We start from the raw sequence: 12,961 nt of genomic DNA on the forward strand, positions 1-12,961 counted from the left end.
CCATGAACCTCATCCGCACCGCATCCGACACGGACAGCCTCAAGACCCGCAGAAAAGCCGCCGCTTGGAACCACGACTACCTCAGAGCCATCGTCACTCAGACCGCCTGATCCCCTTCAAGCGATCGCCCTGTGCGGCTTCCGCGCAGGAATATGCGGGCCGATCGGCGCGGGACCGGCCCTTGGCCCGACGGAGAGCCTTTCAGCTCTGCCAGACCCGGGGCATCGGCCGATCGCGGTACCCGGCCAGCACCCGGCCGACGAGGCCGCGCAGGGGGCCGACCCCATCGGCCAGGGCGCGGATGACGAGGTGGCCGTTCCAGGCGCTCGCCGCCGCCTCGATCCCCGGCACGGCGGCCTGTTCGAGCAGAGCGCGGGCTTCCTCCAGGCGGGCCTCGGCGCCGTCGGAGACATCGAGCAGGGTCGCGCAGGCCCGGGCACCGCCGCCGATCGCCGGTCGCGCGAGGAGATCGGAGATCGGGCCATCGAGACAAACACTGTCGGCGTAGACCAGCCGTCCGGCCCGGCGCACGCGCCAGGCATCCGCGAACAACCCCGCCTCGATCCGCTCGCCCCGGGCGGCACGGCCGAAGGCCACGATTTCGACGGCGAGCAGGGCGGCGCCGTCAGCCAGGTCGGCTTCGAAACGCCGCCGCACCCGGGCGCGATCGAACAGGATCGTCTCCTGCGGCAGCCAGGCCAGCCGGGCGCCCTCCCCCAGTGTGACGCGGTTCTCGATCCGGCTCACTGGCCCGTCCGAGCGGTAGATTTTCTCCGCCGCCGTGGTGGTCAGCACGAGGTCGGCCGACGGGGCGAGGTCCAGCGCGATCGTGAAGGCGTCGCCGCACGCGACACCGCCGGCGGTGTTGACCAGCACCGCCTCCAGCGCCCCCTCCCCGCGGGGGAAGCGCAGCCGCGACGGGCCGGATTCGGCAAGGTCGAGGATGCGGGTCGGACCCGTTCCCCCGGCTGGTCCGGCCCGCAGATGGACGCGCCCGTCCGAGCGCTGGCGCGCGGGCGCCCCTGCCGCCGGAGGATCCTGAACCCGGGCCTCGCCGTCCGACATCAGCGGCGGCCGGCCGGGTCGCTCGACACCGCCTCGATCGCGGGGGTCGGCCGGTCCAGGATCCGCCGGCCGAACAGGCTCGCCACCAGTTCCACCAGCACCCGGGCGCTGCGGCCCCTTTCGTCGAGGAACGGGTTCAGCTCGACCACGTCGAGGGACCGCACCAGGCCGGAATCGTGCAGCATCTCCATGATCAGGTGCGCCTCGCGGAAGGTCGCGCCCCCCGGTACGGTGGTGCCGACGCCGGGCGCGATCGACGGGTCGAGGAAATCGACGTCGAGGCTGACATGGAGATGCGCGCCGTCCCGAGCCACGCGGTCGAGGACGCGGCGCAGGGGCGCGACGACGCCGAACTCGTCGATGGTGCGCATGTCGGTGACGCCGACCCGCCGGGCCGTCACGAGGGCGCGCTCGCCGGCATCGATCGATCGCAGGCCGAACAGGTGGACGTTGGCCGGCGGCAGCGGCGCCGGCACCGGCTCGGCGAACAGGCTCGGGAAGCCCGGCTCGCCGCACAGGGCCGCCAGCGGCATGCCGTGGACGTTGCCCGACGGCGAGGTCTCCGGGGTGTTGAAGTCGGCATGGGCGTCGAGCCAGAGCACGAAGAGCGGTCGGCCGTCCCGGGCGCAGTGGCGCATCGCACCGTCCACCGAGCCGAGCGACAGGCTGTGATCGCCTCCGGCGGCGAGCGGCAGGGAGCCCGCGCCCAGGGCGGCCTCCACCGACCGCGACAGGGCGCGGGTCCAGGCCGTGACGGCGGGCAGGCCCCGCGCGTCCACCGGCCCGTCTGGGACGACGTCGCCGTGATCGACGACCGCGTGGCCGAGGTCGGACAGGGTCCGGACCAGCCCGGCCGTTCGCAGGGCCGCCGGGCCCATGAGCGCGCCGGGCTCGCTGGTCCCGACCTCGATCGGCGCCCCGATCAGCGCGATCCGGTGCGCATCCTCTCGGCTGGTGTCGCTCGTCATCCGGTCCCCTCAAGTGCAGGTGGAGGCTCGTGCGCCCGACCGATGCTCTAGGCGCACTCGAAGGGCGGGCCAACGATTCGCTTCCGCATCGCCCGACCGCCCGCAAGCCGCGGGCCGCGCTAGCCTCGGCGCCGTGGCATTCCGCATGCGGGCGAATTCCGGACCGATCGGTTCACGGGACGAACCGGCAGGTCAGCTGCTGAATCGTCATGTAGACACCTGTATTGGATGGCATTTTTCGTACGGATCCAAGTGTCCAAGTGATTCCGACTGTATTTTTGGGAACACAGCATTCCTATAACTATTGAATGTTCTTGTGGTACGATAGATTGAGTTTTGCGTTATAATTCCATGGTTTGCAGCCAAAATTTACGGGATCTTAGTGGCATTGCTCTAAGGTTGCGGCGCTCTCTCTAAGAAAACGATGTAGGATAGCCATGGTGGTGCTTTCGCGGCTGAGTTCTCGCCTGCCGGCGATGACGATCGGCTTGGCCCTGCTCAGCGCCACCGCGATGGGCGGCTTCAGCTGGTATTCCGCCAAGTCCGGCCTGATCGACGCGGCGAACGAGCGGCTGCAGCTCGCCGCGGCGGCGCGCCGCGACGGGATCGAGCTGGTGGCGGACCGGATGCAGGCCGACTTCCTGGCTACGTCGGCGCATCCGCAGATCGTCTCGAACTTCCCCGACCTGATCGAGAACCTCGACCCCGCCAAGCCGGACACGGCCGCGGTCATCGAGGCGTTCCAGGCGCCGCCGACCGCCGAGGCGCGGGTCGCCCTCGACGGCACCGGCATGTATGGGCGCCGGCACGTGAAGGTGCAGGAGACGGCGCGCAAGCTCATCACGCAGGCCGGCTACGCGGACCTGCTGTTCCTCGATGATGCCGGCCGTGTCGTGTACACCACCACCAAGGGCAAGGATTTCGGCCTGGCGGTGACCGAGGACGCGCTGAAGGATACGGCGCTCGCGCGTCTCGTCCAACGTCTCAAGGCCGCCGACCCGAGCGCCGTGCTGTACGAGGATTTTTCGGCCTATCCGGTGGACGGCGTCCCGGCCGCCTTCATCGGCCGCGCCATGACCAAGCGGGCGAACGTCGCCATGGGCACGGCCCAGGCCGCCGAGCGGATCGGCTTCATCGCCATGCGGGTGACGCCGACGCTGTTCGATCAGGCGCTCGCCAAGCGGACCGGCCTCGGCGAGACCGGTCAGGTGCTGGCCGCCGGCGCGGACGGGCGCCTGCGCAGCAACCCGCCCCTCAACGCCACCGTGAAGGCCGGTAGCGAACTCACGCCGCTCGGGATCGAGGCAAGTCGGCTCAAGGCGGGCGGAAGCTTCGACTTCGCCGCCGCGGACGGCCCGCACATGGCGGCGGCCTCGCCGGTCAGCGTGCTCGGCGCCCCCTGGATCGTGGTCGCGGAGCAGTCGCAGGCCGAGGCGATCGACGCCGTGCGGGCGCTCTCCCGCAACCTGCTCCTGATCGGGTTCTGCGTTCTCGCGGGGACGGCGGTGCTCGGCCTGCTGCTGGCGCGCTCGATCGTGTCGCCGCTCGGCGCCCTGACCCGCGCGCTCAAGGCGCTCGCCGAACGCCAGGCGCTCAGCGACGTGCCCGGCAGCCGGCGCCGGGACGAGATCGGCGACATCGCCCGCGCCGTGGTCATCATCCGCGACGTGTCGCTGGAGGATGCGGCGCAGCAGCTGCAGACCACCGAGGCGGCGCGGCTGCGCGAGGAGCAGGCCCGCCGGGCCATGCTGCAGGATCTCGCGAACGGCTTCGAGATGTCGGTGGGCGGCATCGTCGAGGGGCTGACCCGGGGCGTGGCGGCCCTGCAGGGCGCGTCCGGCACCATGCGGGTCGCCGTCAGTGGCACCTCGGAGCGCTCGACCAGCGTCGCCAGCGCCGCGCGCCAGACCGCCGACAACGTCGATGCCGTGGCTGCGGCCGCCGAGGAACTCGGCGCCACCGTGCAGGAGATCGGGCGTCAGGTCGAGCAGGCGGCCGGCATGTCGGCCACCGCGGTCGGCGAGGCCAAGCGGGCCGAGGGCACGATGGCGGATCTCGCCGCCGCCGCCACCCGGATCGGCGACGTGGTCGGCATGGTCTCGACCATCGCGGGCCAGACCAACCTGTTGGCCCTGAACGCCACGATCGAGGCCGCCCGCGCCGGCGAGGCCGGCCGCGGTTTCGCGGTGGTGGCGGCCGAGGTCAAGGAACTCGCGACCCAGACCAGCCGGGCCACCGAGGAGATCGGCCGGCAGGTCGCGTCGATCCAGGCGGTGACCGGCGGCGTCTCCGAGGCGATCCAGGGCATCGTGTCCCAGATCGAGGCGATGAACCACGTCTCCACCAGCATCTCGGCGGCCGTCGAGGAGCAGGGCGTCACCACGCAGGACATCGTCCGCAGCATGGGCCAGGCCTCGACCGGCACCAGCGGGATGACCGCCGACATCGCCGAGGTCGCCCGGGTCGCCAGCGATGCCGGCGAGGCCGCCGCCTCCGTGGCGCAGGCCTCGGACGAACTCGCCGCCCAGTCGGAGCAGCTCCGGGCCGAGGTGTCGCAGTTCCTGCGCAACGTGCGGGCGGCCTGAACCATCGTTCCGAAAGCTGGCCGCCGGCTTCCGGAAAGAGACGATGCGGATCAGGGGGCTGGCGCATCGTGCCGGTTCCGGCACGATGCGCCAAGCCGAGAAGACGATCCGGCTCGGACGGCCGTCAGGCCGCCCGGGCCGGCAGCGGGCCTTGTGATCGCTGCGCCGCCCGGCTCGCATAGGCCTGCGCCGCCAGGGGCAGCTCGATGGCGGCGCAAAGGCCGCCCTCACTCCGGTTCTCCAGGGTCAGGCGGCCGTTATGCGCCTCGACGATCGCCAGCACGATGGACAGGCCGAGGCCGAAGCCGCTGGCCGCGTTGAGATTGCGGGCGCGGTCGCCCCGCACGAAGGGCTGCAGCATGGCGTCGCGTTCGGTCTCCGGGATGCCGGGGCCCTGATCCAGCACGCAGATGCGGATGCCGCGCTCCGAGGATTCCATCTGGACCTCCGCCCGGCCGCCGTACTTGACGGCGTTGTCCACCAGGTTGGTGATTGCCCGCTGCAGTTCCTCCGGGCGGCCCTGCACCAGGACGTGCCGGCTGCGGCCGACGCGCACCGGAGCGCCGAAATCCGAGAAGTCGTCGCAGACCGTCTGGACCACCGAGGCGAGGTCCACGAGGCTCAGGCTGCTGGCATCCCGCGTCTGCCCGTCCCGCACGAAGGAGAGGGCCGCCTCCACCAGGCCGTTCATCTGGTCCAGGTCGCGCAGGGTGGCCGTGCGGGTGTGCTCGTCTTCGATGAACTCGGCGCGCAGGCGCAGTCGGGTGATCGGCGTGCGCAGGTCGTGGCTGATCGCCGCCAGCATCTGCGTGCGGTCGTCGATCAGGCGGCGCACCCGGGCGCGCATGCGGTCGAGCGCCCGGGAGACGGCCAGCACCTCGCGGGGTCCGGCCGTCGGTAGCGCGACGTGGTCGTCGTGGGTGCCGAACGCCTCGGCGGCGCCGGCCAGCCGCGCCAACGGCGCCGTCAGCGCCCGGGTCGCCCAGACGCAGAGCAGCGCCAGGGTCAGAGCGAGGAACACGACCGTGAAGATCAGGGCACCCTGCCGGGGCGGGCGTAGCGGCGCGTTCGGCAGCGTGGCCTGCAGGGTCGCGCCCTTGGGCGTGATCATCCCGATATGCAGTTGCCCGTCCGACTGCGTTTGTGCCGGATCCTGGTTGGACAGATCCACCAGGGTCACGTGCCGGCCGGCGCCGACGCGCAGACGGCGGATGACCGGGAGGTCGGGCACGGGGGCCGCGTCCGGCGGCACCGTCCCATCCCACGCCTCGACCCGCATCAGCGGCAGGCTGCGACCGCTCGCCAGCAGGGCCGGCCGCGCGGCCGGGTCCGCCTCGTCGAGGAGCCGAACCAGCGTGGAGAGCCGGCCCGCCGCGACGCCCGGTAGCGTGTCCGGGTTCTGCGGCTCGTGCAGGAGCAGGAACGCCGCGGTGGCGACCATGTGGGCCACCGCGATCCCGGCCACGACCAGCAGGGCGATCTGCCCCGCGATGCTCTGCGGGCGCAGACGGGCGCGCAAGGATCGGAACGCGCTCATGACCGGGTCACTTCGGGGGTGAACAGGTATCCGCCCGAGCGGATCGTGCGGATGAATTCGGGATTGCGCGTATCCCGCTCGATCTTCTGGCGGATGCGCGAGATCAGCACGTCGATGCTGCGCTCGAACGGCCCGGCGGTGCGGCCCTGGGTCAGGTCGAGCAGCTGGTCGCGCGACAGGACGCGGCCCGGCCGCAGGCAGAGCGCGTGCAGCAGCTCGAACTCCGCGCCCGTCATGGCGATGCGGGCGCCTTCCGGCGACAGCACCTGCCGGAGCGACACGTCCAGCGTCCATCCGGAGAAGTGCAGGCGGCGGCGCTCGTCCGGGTCGGGTGCCTCGGCGGCCACCCGGCGCAGGATCGCCCGGATCCGGGCGAGCAGCTCGCGCGGATTGAACGGCTTGGCCAGGTAGTCGTCGGCCCCGAGTTCCAAGCCGAGGATGCGGTCGACCTCCTCGGACTTCGCGGTCAGCATCAGGATCGGGATCTGCGAGGCGCTGCGCAGGCGGCGGCACAGGCTCATGCCGTCCTCGCCCGGCAGCATCAGATCGAGCACGATCAGGTCGATCCGCGCCTCCGCCAGCGCCCGGTCCATCTCGGTGCCGTCGCCCGCGAGCGTGACGCGGCAATCGTTGCCGCGCAGGTAGCGGGCGACCAGGGCCGAGATTTCGCGATCGTCCTCGACCACGAGGATGTGGGGGGTAGCGGGTGCGTTCATCGCGAAGGATTCGGCGAGCGGATCGGCGAGCGTCATCAGGTTATTATGCGCCGACGCGGCGATTATTCGAAGATGGCTGCGGGAACCATTTTGTAAGCGCGTGTTTCCAGCTTTGCCGTGCCGCGTGGCCATGAATGCAGCGGCGGGTGGAAGCCGGGGGAAAGCATGAGCACGATGGCGCGCAAGCCTGATCCGATCGCCCCGAAGCCGCCCGAACTGGTCTCGCCCTGGCACGATCCGGCCCGGGCCGCGCTCCAGGCCGAGGCGCGCGCCTTCGCGCACGACGTCGTCCTCCCGCTCGCCGACGAGCTCGATCCGCAGAAGGCCGAGATGCCCCGCGGGCTCATCGAGGCCATGGCCGAGAAGGGCTGGTTCGGCATCACGATACCCGAGGCGCAGGGCGGCCTCGGTCTCGGGGTCTTCGAATATTGCCTCGTCTCGGAGGAGTTGGCCCGGGCCTGGCTGTCGGTGGGCAGCATCCTGGCCCGGGGCCAAGGCCTCGGCACCCAGACCCTCGACCCCGAGCGCCGGGCGGATCTTCTGCGCCGCTCGGCCCGGGGCCGCTGGATCGGCTCGATCTCCCTGTCGGAGCCCAATGCCGGCTCGGATCTGGCGGGCGTGCAGACCCGCGCGGTGCGGGACGGCGACACCTGGGTGATCACCGGCACCAAGCGCTGGGCGGGCTTCGCCAAGGGCGCCGACTTCATCGAGGTCCTGGCCCGCACCCGCGACCCGGAGCCCGGCGAGTCCCGCTCGGCCGGCCTGGAGCCGTTCCTGGTGGTGAAGGAGCGCGACAGCTTCCCGCCCGGGGTGACCGGCCGGGTGATCGACAAGATCGGCTATCACGGCTTCCAGACCTTCGAGCTCGCCCTCGATGGCGTGCGCGTGCCCGAGAGCGATCGGCTCACCGGCCTCTACGGCGACCAGGGGGCCGACGCGGATTCCGGCGGCTTCGCCTCGGTCCAGCGCGGCCTCAACATCGCCCGGGTCCACACGGCGGCCCGCGCCGTCGGCGTGGCGCGCGCGGCGGTGGAGGATACCCAGGCCTACCTCCAGGAGCGGGTCCAGTTCGGCCACCCGATCGGCGATTTCCAGGCTCTGCGCTTCGCGCTCGCCGACATGGCCGCGGAGGTCGCCCAGGCGCGGGCGTTCTGGCAGCAGGTCGCCCACCTGCTCGACCAGGGCGAGGCCGCCGAAAGTGAATCCGCCATGGTGAAGCTTCTGGCGACCGAGATGGCGGTGCGCGTGACGAACCAGGCGATGCAGCTGCACGGCGGCAACGGCTACACCACCGAGCGGCGGGTCGAGCGCTACTGGCGCGACGCGCGCCTGACCACGATCTTCGAGGGCACCAGCGAGATCCAGCGGCGGATCATCAGCGACCGGATGCTGCCGCGGCCCAAGGGGTGATCGGCCGCTCCGCGGCCGCGGACCCGTGCGGCGAATCGTCGAGCGGGACTCCCCGCCCGGGGCGGTCTGGCTAACTCACGATAGGTTCGTCCCATGCCGCACCGGCGGCGCGACCGCCTTTCGGAAGCCCTGTGTCCAAGCCCATCAGCGATTACGCCCTCATCGGCGACACCCATTCCTGCGCGTTGATCGCGCGGGACGGCTCGATCGACTGGCTGTGCTGGCCGCGCCATGATTCGCCGGCTCTGTTCCTGAAGCTCCTGGACGACGACAAGGGCGGCGCGTGCAGCCTCGCCTTCGACGGGCTCACGGAGACCGCACGCCGGTACGTGCCCGACACCAACATCCTGGAGACCACCTTCACCACGGCGACCGGGCGCGCCCGGCTGATCGACGTGATGCCGGTGAACCCGCCGAGCCCCGAGCCCGATGAGGGGCCCGACGGCGAGGGCGAGAGCCGGCTGATCCGGCTGCTCACCTGCGAGAGCGGGCGGGTCGCCGGCCGGTTCGTGGTGCGGCCGACCTTCGACTACGCGCGCCGCCCCTGCACGCCGATCGTCGAGGGCCGGTCCGTGCTGTTCGAGGCCGGGGATTGGCGCCTGCGCGTCAACGCCTTCCCGGAGCCGCAGCTGGAGGGCGATGCGTCCGAGGTCCTGTTCGACCTCGCCGAGGGCGAGACCGCCTACCTGGTCCTGACCCATGGCGAGGACCAGGAAGACGCCTGCATCGAGGATTTCGCCGGGGCCCAGCGCCGCCTGGAATCCACCACCGAGTATTGGCGCCGCTGGAGCGCCCGCAGCAGCTACCGCGGCGCCTACCGAGACGCGGTGATGCGCTCGGCCCTGTGCCTGAAGTTGCTGACCTACTCGCCCTCGGGCGGCATCGTGGCGGCGGCCACCGCCGGGTTGCCGGAGGCGGTGCCGGGGGACCGCAACTACGATTACCGCTTTACCTGGATGCGCGACGCCGCCTTCACGGTGACGGCCTTCGTGATGCTGGGCTACGTGCGCGAAGCCTCCGAATTCCTGCGCTTCCTGCGCGAGCGCGACGGCTCCTACGGGCGCGACACCAAGCTGATGTACGGCATCAGCGACGGCATGCCGGCCGAGGAAGTGCTGGACCACCTGGCCGGCTGGGGCGGCGTCGGCCCGGTCGTGATCGGCAACCTGGCCGAGGCCCAGGACCAGCACGACATCTACGGTGAACTGCTGCGGGCGCTGTGCGTGTTCCTGGAGGCGGTCGATTACGATCCGCCCGAGAAGGTGAACGACCGCCTGCCCGAGGTGCTCGACAACCTCACCGCCCGGGCGATCCGCCATCGCCACGACGCCGATAATGGCATCTGGGAATTGCGGACCGGACCGCGCCAGCAGGTCCACACCAAGGCGATGATCTGGGTCGCGCTCACCGACGCGGCCCGGATCGGCCGCAACATCGAAGGCGTCCCCGCGGAGAAGATCGCCGAATGGGAGCGGATCGCCGCCGAGATCCGGGCGGAATACCACGACAAGGGCTGGAACCCGGAGAAGCAGGCCTATACCGGGGCCTACGACTCGCACCACCTCGACGCGGCGGTGCTGCGGATCGCCCTGTTCGGTGCGCTGGATCCGAGCGACCCGCGCACCCGCTCGACGCTGGCAGCGATCGAACGCGAGCTGGGCGACGGCGACCTGATCTACCGCTATCGCATGGATGACGGGCTGAAGGGCGACGAGGGCACCTTCACGGCCTGCGCGTTCTGGCGGGTCGGGTGCCTGGCGCTGGATGGACGGACCCGTGAGGCCAAGGCGGCGTTCGAGCGGCTGATCGCCCGCGGGAACGATGTGGGCCTGTTCGCCGAGGAGATCGACCCGGCCACCGGCGCGCAGCGCGGGAACACGCCGCAGGGCTTCTCCCACATGGCTCTGATCAACGCGGCCCTGCGGCTGGAGGACAGCATCGAACGCTTCGGCCTCGTCGACCCCATCGCGCAACGGGCGGCCGAATAGACCGACCGCCGGCCCCGCCGGTCAGGCTGCGATCTTGATGGCCGCGTCGGATGCGGTATCCGGGGTGCTGCGACTGGCGCGGAACTGGTCCAGCAGGTCGGCGCCGAGCCCGTCGAGGACCTCCTGCATGGCGGCCTGGACCTCCGGATCCTCCTCCTTCGGCTCCGTGCGGTACCAGGCCAGGATGTGTTCGGGCAGCGCGTCGAGGATCGCGCCGACCGGGTTGAGCGGTTCGGCCATGGCCGGCGCGCCATCCGCACGCGCAGCGATCGCGGGCTCGACCGGGGCCTGATCGGGCATCTCGGCCGGGGCGGCGATCGCCTCCACGACGGCTTCGCCGGCGCTCGCCGCCGCGAACGCGGTGCGCCGCTGGCTCTCCAGGGCGGCGCGCCAGGCGGCGTCCGCAGCTTCGGCATCGCGACGGGCGGTCTCGCGCGCCATCGCCTCGGCCGCGACGGCGCGGGCGACCTCGCGGGCCTCGTCGCGGGCGGCCTCGGCCTCGTAGCGGGTCAGAAGCGCGACCACGGCGTGCATCTCGGGCGCCGGCAGGTCCGTGCAGGCGTCGATGGCGGATTCGATCATCCGGCGTGACAGGCCGGCGCCGCGCAGCCCGCCCGCCGCCGCGTGCCGGGCCGCGAGAGCCGCCTGCATGGCCGGCAGCAGGGCCTCGGGGAGCCCGGCCTTCCGGTGCAGCTCCGCGAAGGCCCGCGGGTCGCGCGGGGAATCCCGCATGGCGCGGGTGATCCCCGCGTAATCCTGCCCCGAAAGGTCCGCGAGGGCGGCGTGGACGAAGTCGGTCCGGCCCGAGAGCACGGCCCGGAGGATCAGGCCCGCGGTGAGTTGGCGGGTGGTGCGCAGATGCGCCACCAGGCGCGCCACCGCGGCGACCCCCGAATCGTCGCAGGTCTCGAGGGCGACACGCTCGCCCGCCTCGCGGCTCATCCGGTCGCAGCGCTCGGTGCCGATCCAGCCGCGCGCGATCACGAACTGGGACAGCGCCTGGGCCACCGCGAGGCCGATCGTGTAGCGCACCTCCGGCGGCAGATCGGACCGGCACAGCAGGGCCTCGCGCAGGCGGGCTTCGGCGCCGTGGCGCTCGATCATGCGCAGCATCCGGCCCGCGGTGATCTTCGCCGTGGGATTCCCGGCGAGCACCACCAGGGTCTCCAGTTCGCCGATCTCGGCGAGCGCCCCCGACACCGACGGGGACAGGTGATGCCGGGCCGCGATCACCGCGCGGGTGGTCTCGTCGCCCAGCGCGGCGGCGTCGACCAAGTCCGCGTCGGTGAGCACCGGCGAGCGCGCCAGGACGAGGCGCGCCACCTCGGGCACGTCGCAGGACAGGGCGACCACCAGCGGCCGCGGGGTGCGGGCCGAGGCCGCGCAGGTCTCGGCGAGCGCCCGGCGGACCAGGGGTGACGGGTCGTCCAGCAGCGACAGCAGTGCGGTCTTGGCCTCCCAGGCCTCGTCGGCGGAGAGGTCGCCGTACAGGAAGGCGCGCGCCAGCGCGGTGGTCGCCTCGGCCCTGCGGCCGGCCGAGGCATTCTGGGTCCAGGCGAGGAACTCGCGAATGATCATGGGCCGCTCCGGGGGGCGAACAGGCTGTTCCTGATGCCGGTGGTGGATCCCGCGGCGGCGAGATCGGCCGGGCGGCGGGGCGGCAGTGGCGGGTTGACGAGGGCGAGGCCCGCCGGCGTCGGCGCCGGTTCGGCGAGGGCGCCGGTAATCGCGGGCTCGGCGGCGGCCGCGACGAGCGGCGTCTCCGCGCCGGAGCGCGGGAAATAGGTCGGCGCGGGGTGCTGGGTCGGCGGCGCGGCGTTGCGGGCCTGCCAGAGGCGCGCCGCTGCGTCCGAGGCCGTGCCGCGCTGGTCGGTCTGGAACAGGCTGCGCAGGTCGGAGGTGCCGCCGAACGCCGTGGCGGTGCTGGCATAGGCCGTGGCCGCCTGCGTGGCCGGGGCGCCGTCCTGGCGCAACACGGTCAGGTCTGTGGCGGTAGCGCCCTGTGCGGCGCCTTGTGCGGCACCCTGAGCGGCGGCCGCGAGGCTGGCGTAGAGCTCGGCGGCGCTGCGCGGCCGGCCCGTCCGGTCGTAGAACAGGGATCGGTTGGCTGCGGCCGCCTCCGGCAGGTCGAGGGCCGCGGCCCGGGCCGGGAAGGCGCGGGCGGTGGAGATCAGGGCGGCTGCGCCTTTCGCGCCGAGGACGTGCGCGGCGTAGAGGTCACCCGCAGTCGGGTCGCGCCCGAGCGCCGACGCGAGGGCGTCGGAATTCTGCTGGGTCAGGGCGCCGGCGAGCGTCGCGGAGATCTTCGGATCGCGCCGCAGGTCGAGGATCGCCTGGCGCTGCTCGGCATCCGGGACCGCGTAGGTGCCGTCGGATTGCCGGGTTATGGCGTCCGCCTGCGCCTGGAGGCCGAGTTTCGGCCCGGCATTCTTCATCACCCCGAGCCAGGTCTGCTCGATGAACTGGAACAGGCCGGTGGCCGAGGAGGTCCCGGCCTTGGCCGCCGGATCGAGGGCGGATTCCCGCCGGGCCGTCGCGAGCAGGTAGTCGAACCCGACGCCGCTCGCCATCGCGCCGTCGCGGATCGCCTGGACGACCGGCCCGGAGGCGGCCGAGCCCGCGGCCGCCCGTCCCTGCGCGGGCGGGCTGCTTTCCGATGGGCTGGATGGCGTGGTGAACAGGAACATCCGGG

Annotated in this window: 9 protein-coding genes; 3 read left to right on the forward strand and 6 right to left on the reverse strand. The window is 72.2% G+C overall.

Features of this window, described 5'->3' with window-relative positions; all coding sequences use genetic code 11:
- Positions 1-201: 201 nt before the first annotated feature.
- On the reverse strand, positions 202-1,065 hold the full coding sequence (locus tag FV233_RS09290; RefSeq protein ID WP_147897297.1) for an urease accessory protein UreD: 864 nt from the start codon (positions 1,063-1,065) through the stop codon (positions 202-204).
- Positions 1,065-2,033 carry an arginase gene (rocF, locus tag FV233_RS09295; RefSeq protein ID WP_147897298.1) on the reverse strand — a complete coding sequence of 323 codons (969 nt, stop codon included), beginning with the start codon at positions 2,031-2,033 and terminating at the stop codon, positions 1,065-1,067. The genes FV233_RS09290 and rocF overlap by 1 nt, the downstream gene beginning before the upstream one ends.
- Positions 2,034-2,470: 437 nt before the next feature.
- On the opposite strand from rocF, the gene FV233_RS09300 reads away from it, so the two are divergent.
- On the forward strand, positions 2,471-4,618 hold the full coding sequence (locus tag FV233_RS09300) for a methyl-accepting chemotaxis protein (RefSeq protein ID WP_147897299.1): 2,148 nt from the start codon (positions 2,471-2,473) through the stop codon (positions 4,616-4,618).
- A gap of 124 nt (positions 4,619-4,742) precedes the next feature.
- On the opposite strand, the gene FV233_RS09305 is transcribed toward FV233_RS09300, so the two are convergent.
- Positions 4,743-6,155: an ATP-binding protein gene (locus FV233_RS09305; protein ID WP_147897300.1), complete on the reverse strand. Its 1,413-nt coding sequence runs from the start codon at positions 6,153-6,155 to the stop codon at positions 4,743-4,745.
- Positions 6,152-6,907 carry a response regulator gene (locus FV233_RS09310; RefSeq protein ID WP_187277839.1) on the reverse strand — a complete coding sequence of 252 codons (756 nt, stop codon included), beginning with the start codon at positions 6,905-6,907 and terminating at the stop codon, positions 6,152-6,154. The genes FV233_RS09305 and FV233_RS09310 overlap by 4 nt, the downstream gene beginning before the upstream one ends.
- Before the next feature lie 129 nt (positions 6,908-7,036).
- Here FV233_RS09310 and FV233_RS09315 point away from each other — a divergent pair, with 129 nt between their 5' ends.
- Complete coding sequence (locus FV233_RS09315) at positions 7,037-8,281, forward strand: acyl-CoA dehydrogenase family protein (protein ID WP_147856351.1); 1,245 nt, start codon at positions 7,037-7,039, stop codon at positions 8,279-8,281.
- Positions 8,282-8,412: 131 nt separating this feature from the next.
- Positions 8,413-10,269, forward strand: a complete 1,857-nt coding sequence (locus FV233_RS09320; RefSeq protein ID WP_147897301.1) for a glycoside hydrolase family 15 protein — start codon at positions 8,413-8,415, stop codon at positions 10,267-10,269.
- A 21-nt stretch (positions 10,270-10,290) separates the two neighbouring features.
- On the opposite strand, the gene FV233_RS09325 is transcribed toward FV233_RS09320, so the two are convergent.
- Together FV233_RS09325 and FV233_RS09330 are read right to left on the reverse strand one after the other, a co-directional pair.
- Positions 10,291-11,847, reverse strand: a complete 1,557-nt coding sequence (locus FV233_RS09325; RefSeq protein WP_147897302.1) for a DUF2336 domain-containing protein — start codon at positions 11,845-11,847, stop codon at positions 10,291-10,293.
- On the reverse strand, positions 11,844-12,956 hold the full coding sequence (locus FV233_RS09330; RefSeq protein ID WP_147897330.1) for a lytic transglycosylase domain-containing protein: 1,113 nt from the start codon (positions 12,954-12,956) through the stop codon (positions 11,844-11,846). Before FV233_RS09330 ends, FV233_RS09325 begins: the two co-directional genes overlap by 4 nt.
- Between the last annotated feature and the right edge of the window lie 5 nt (positions 12,957-12,961).

It is taken from the genome of Methylobacterium sp. WL7 (genome assembly GCF_008040085.1).
Taxonomy (GTDB): Bacteria; Pseudomonadota; Alphaproteobacteria; order Rhizobiales; family Beijerinckiaceae; genus Methylobacterium; species Methylobacterium mesophilicum.

Excerpts from the sequence above, each read along its gene's own strand:
- FV233_RS09290 (WP_147897297.1), bottom strand. The coding sequence starts at position 1,065 with ATGTCGGACGGCGAGGCCCGGGTTCAGGATCCTCCGGCGGCAGGGGCG.
- rocF (WP_147897298.1), bottom strand. The coding sequence starts at position 2,033 with ATGACGAGCGACACCAGCCGAGAGGATGCGCACCGGATCGCGCTGATC.
- FV233_RS09300 (WP_147897299.1), top strand. The coding sequence starts at position 2,471 with ATGGTGGTGCTTTCGCGGCTGAGTTCTCGCCTGCCGGCGATGACGATC.
- FV233_RS09305 (WP_147897300.1), bottom strand. The coding sequence starts at position 6,155 with ATGAGCGCGTTCCGATCCTTGCGCGCCCGTCTGCGCCCGCAGAGCATC.
- FV233_RS09310 (WP_187277839.1), bottom strand. The coding sequence starts at position 6,907 with ATGACGCTCGCCGATCCGCTCGCCGAATCCTTCGCGATGAACGCACCC.
- FV233_RS09315 (WP_147856351.1), top strand. The coding sequence starts at position 7,037 with ATGAGCACGATGGCGCGCAAGCCTGATCCGATCGCCCCGAAGCCGCCC.
- FV233_RS09325 (WP_147897302.1), bottom strand. The coding sequence starts at position 11,847 with ATGATCATTCGCGAGTTCCTCGCCTGGACCCAGAATGCCTCGGCCGGC.
- FV233_RS09330 (WP_147897330.1), bottom strand. The coding sequence starts at position 12,956 with ATGTTCCTGTTCACCACGCCATCCAGCCCATCGGAAAGCAGCCCGCCC.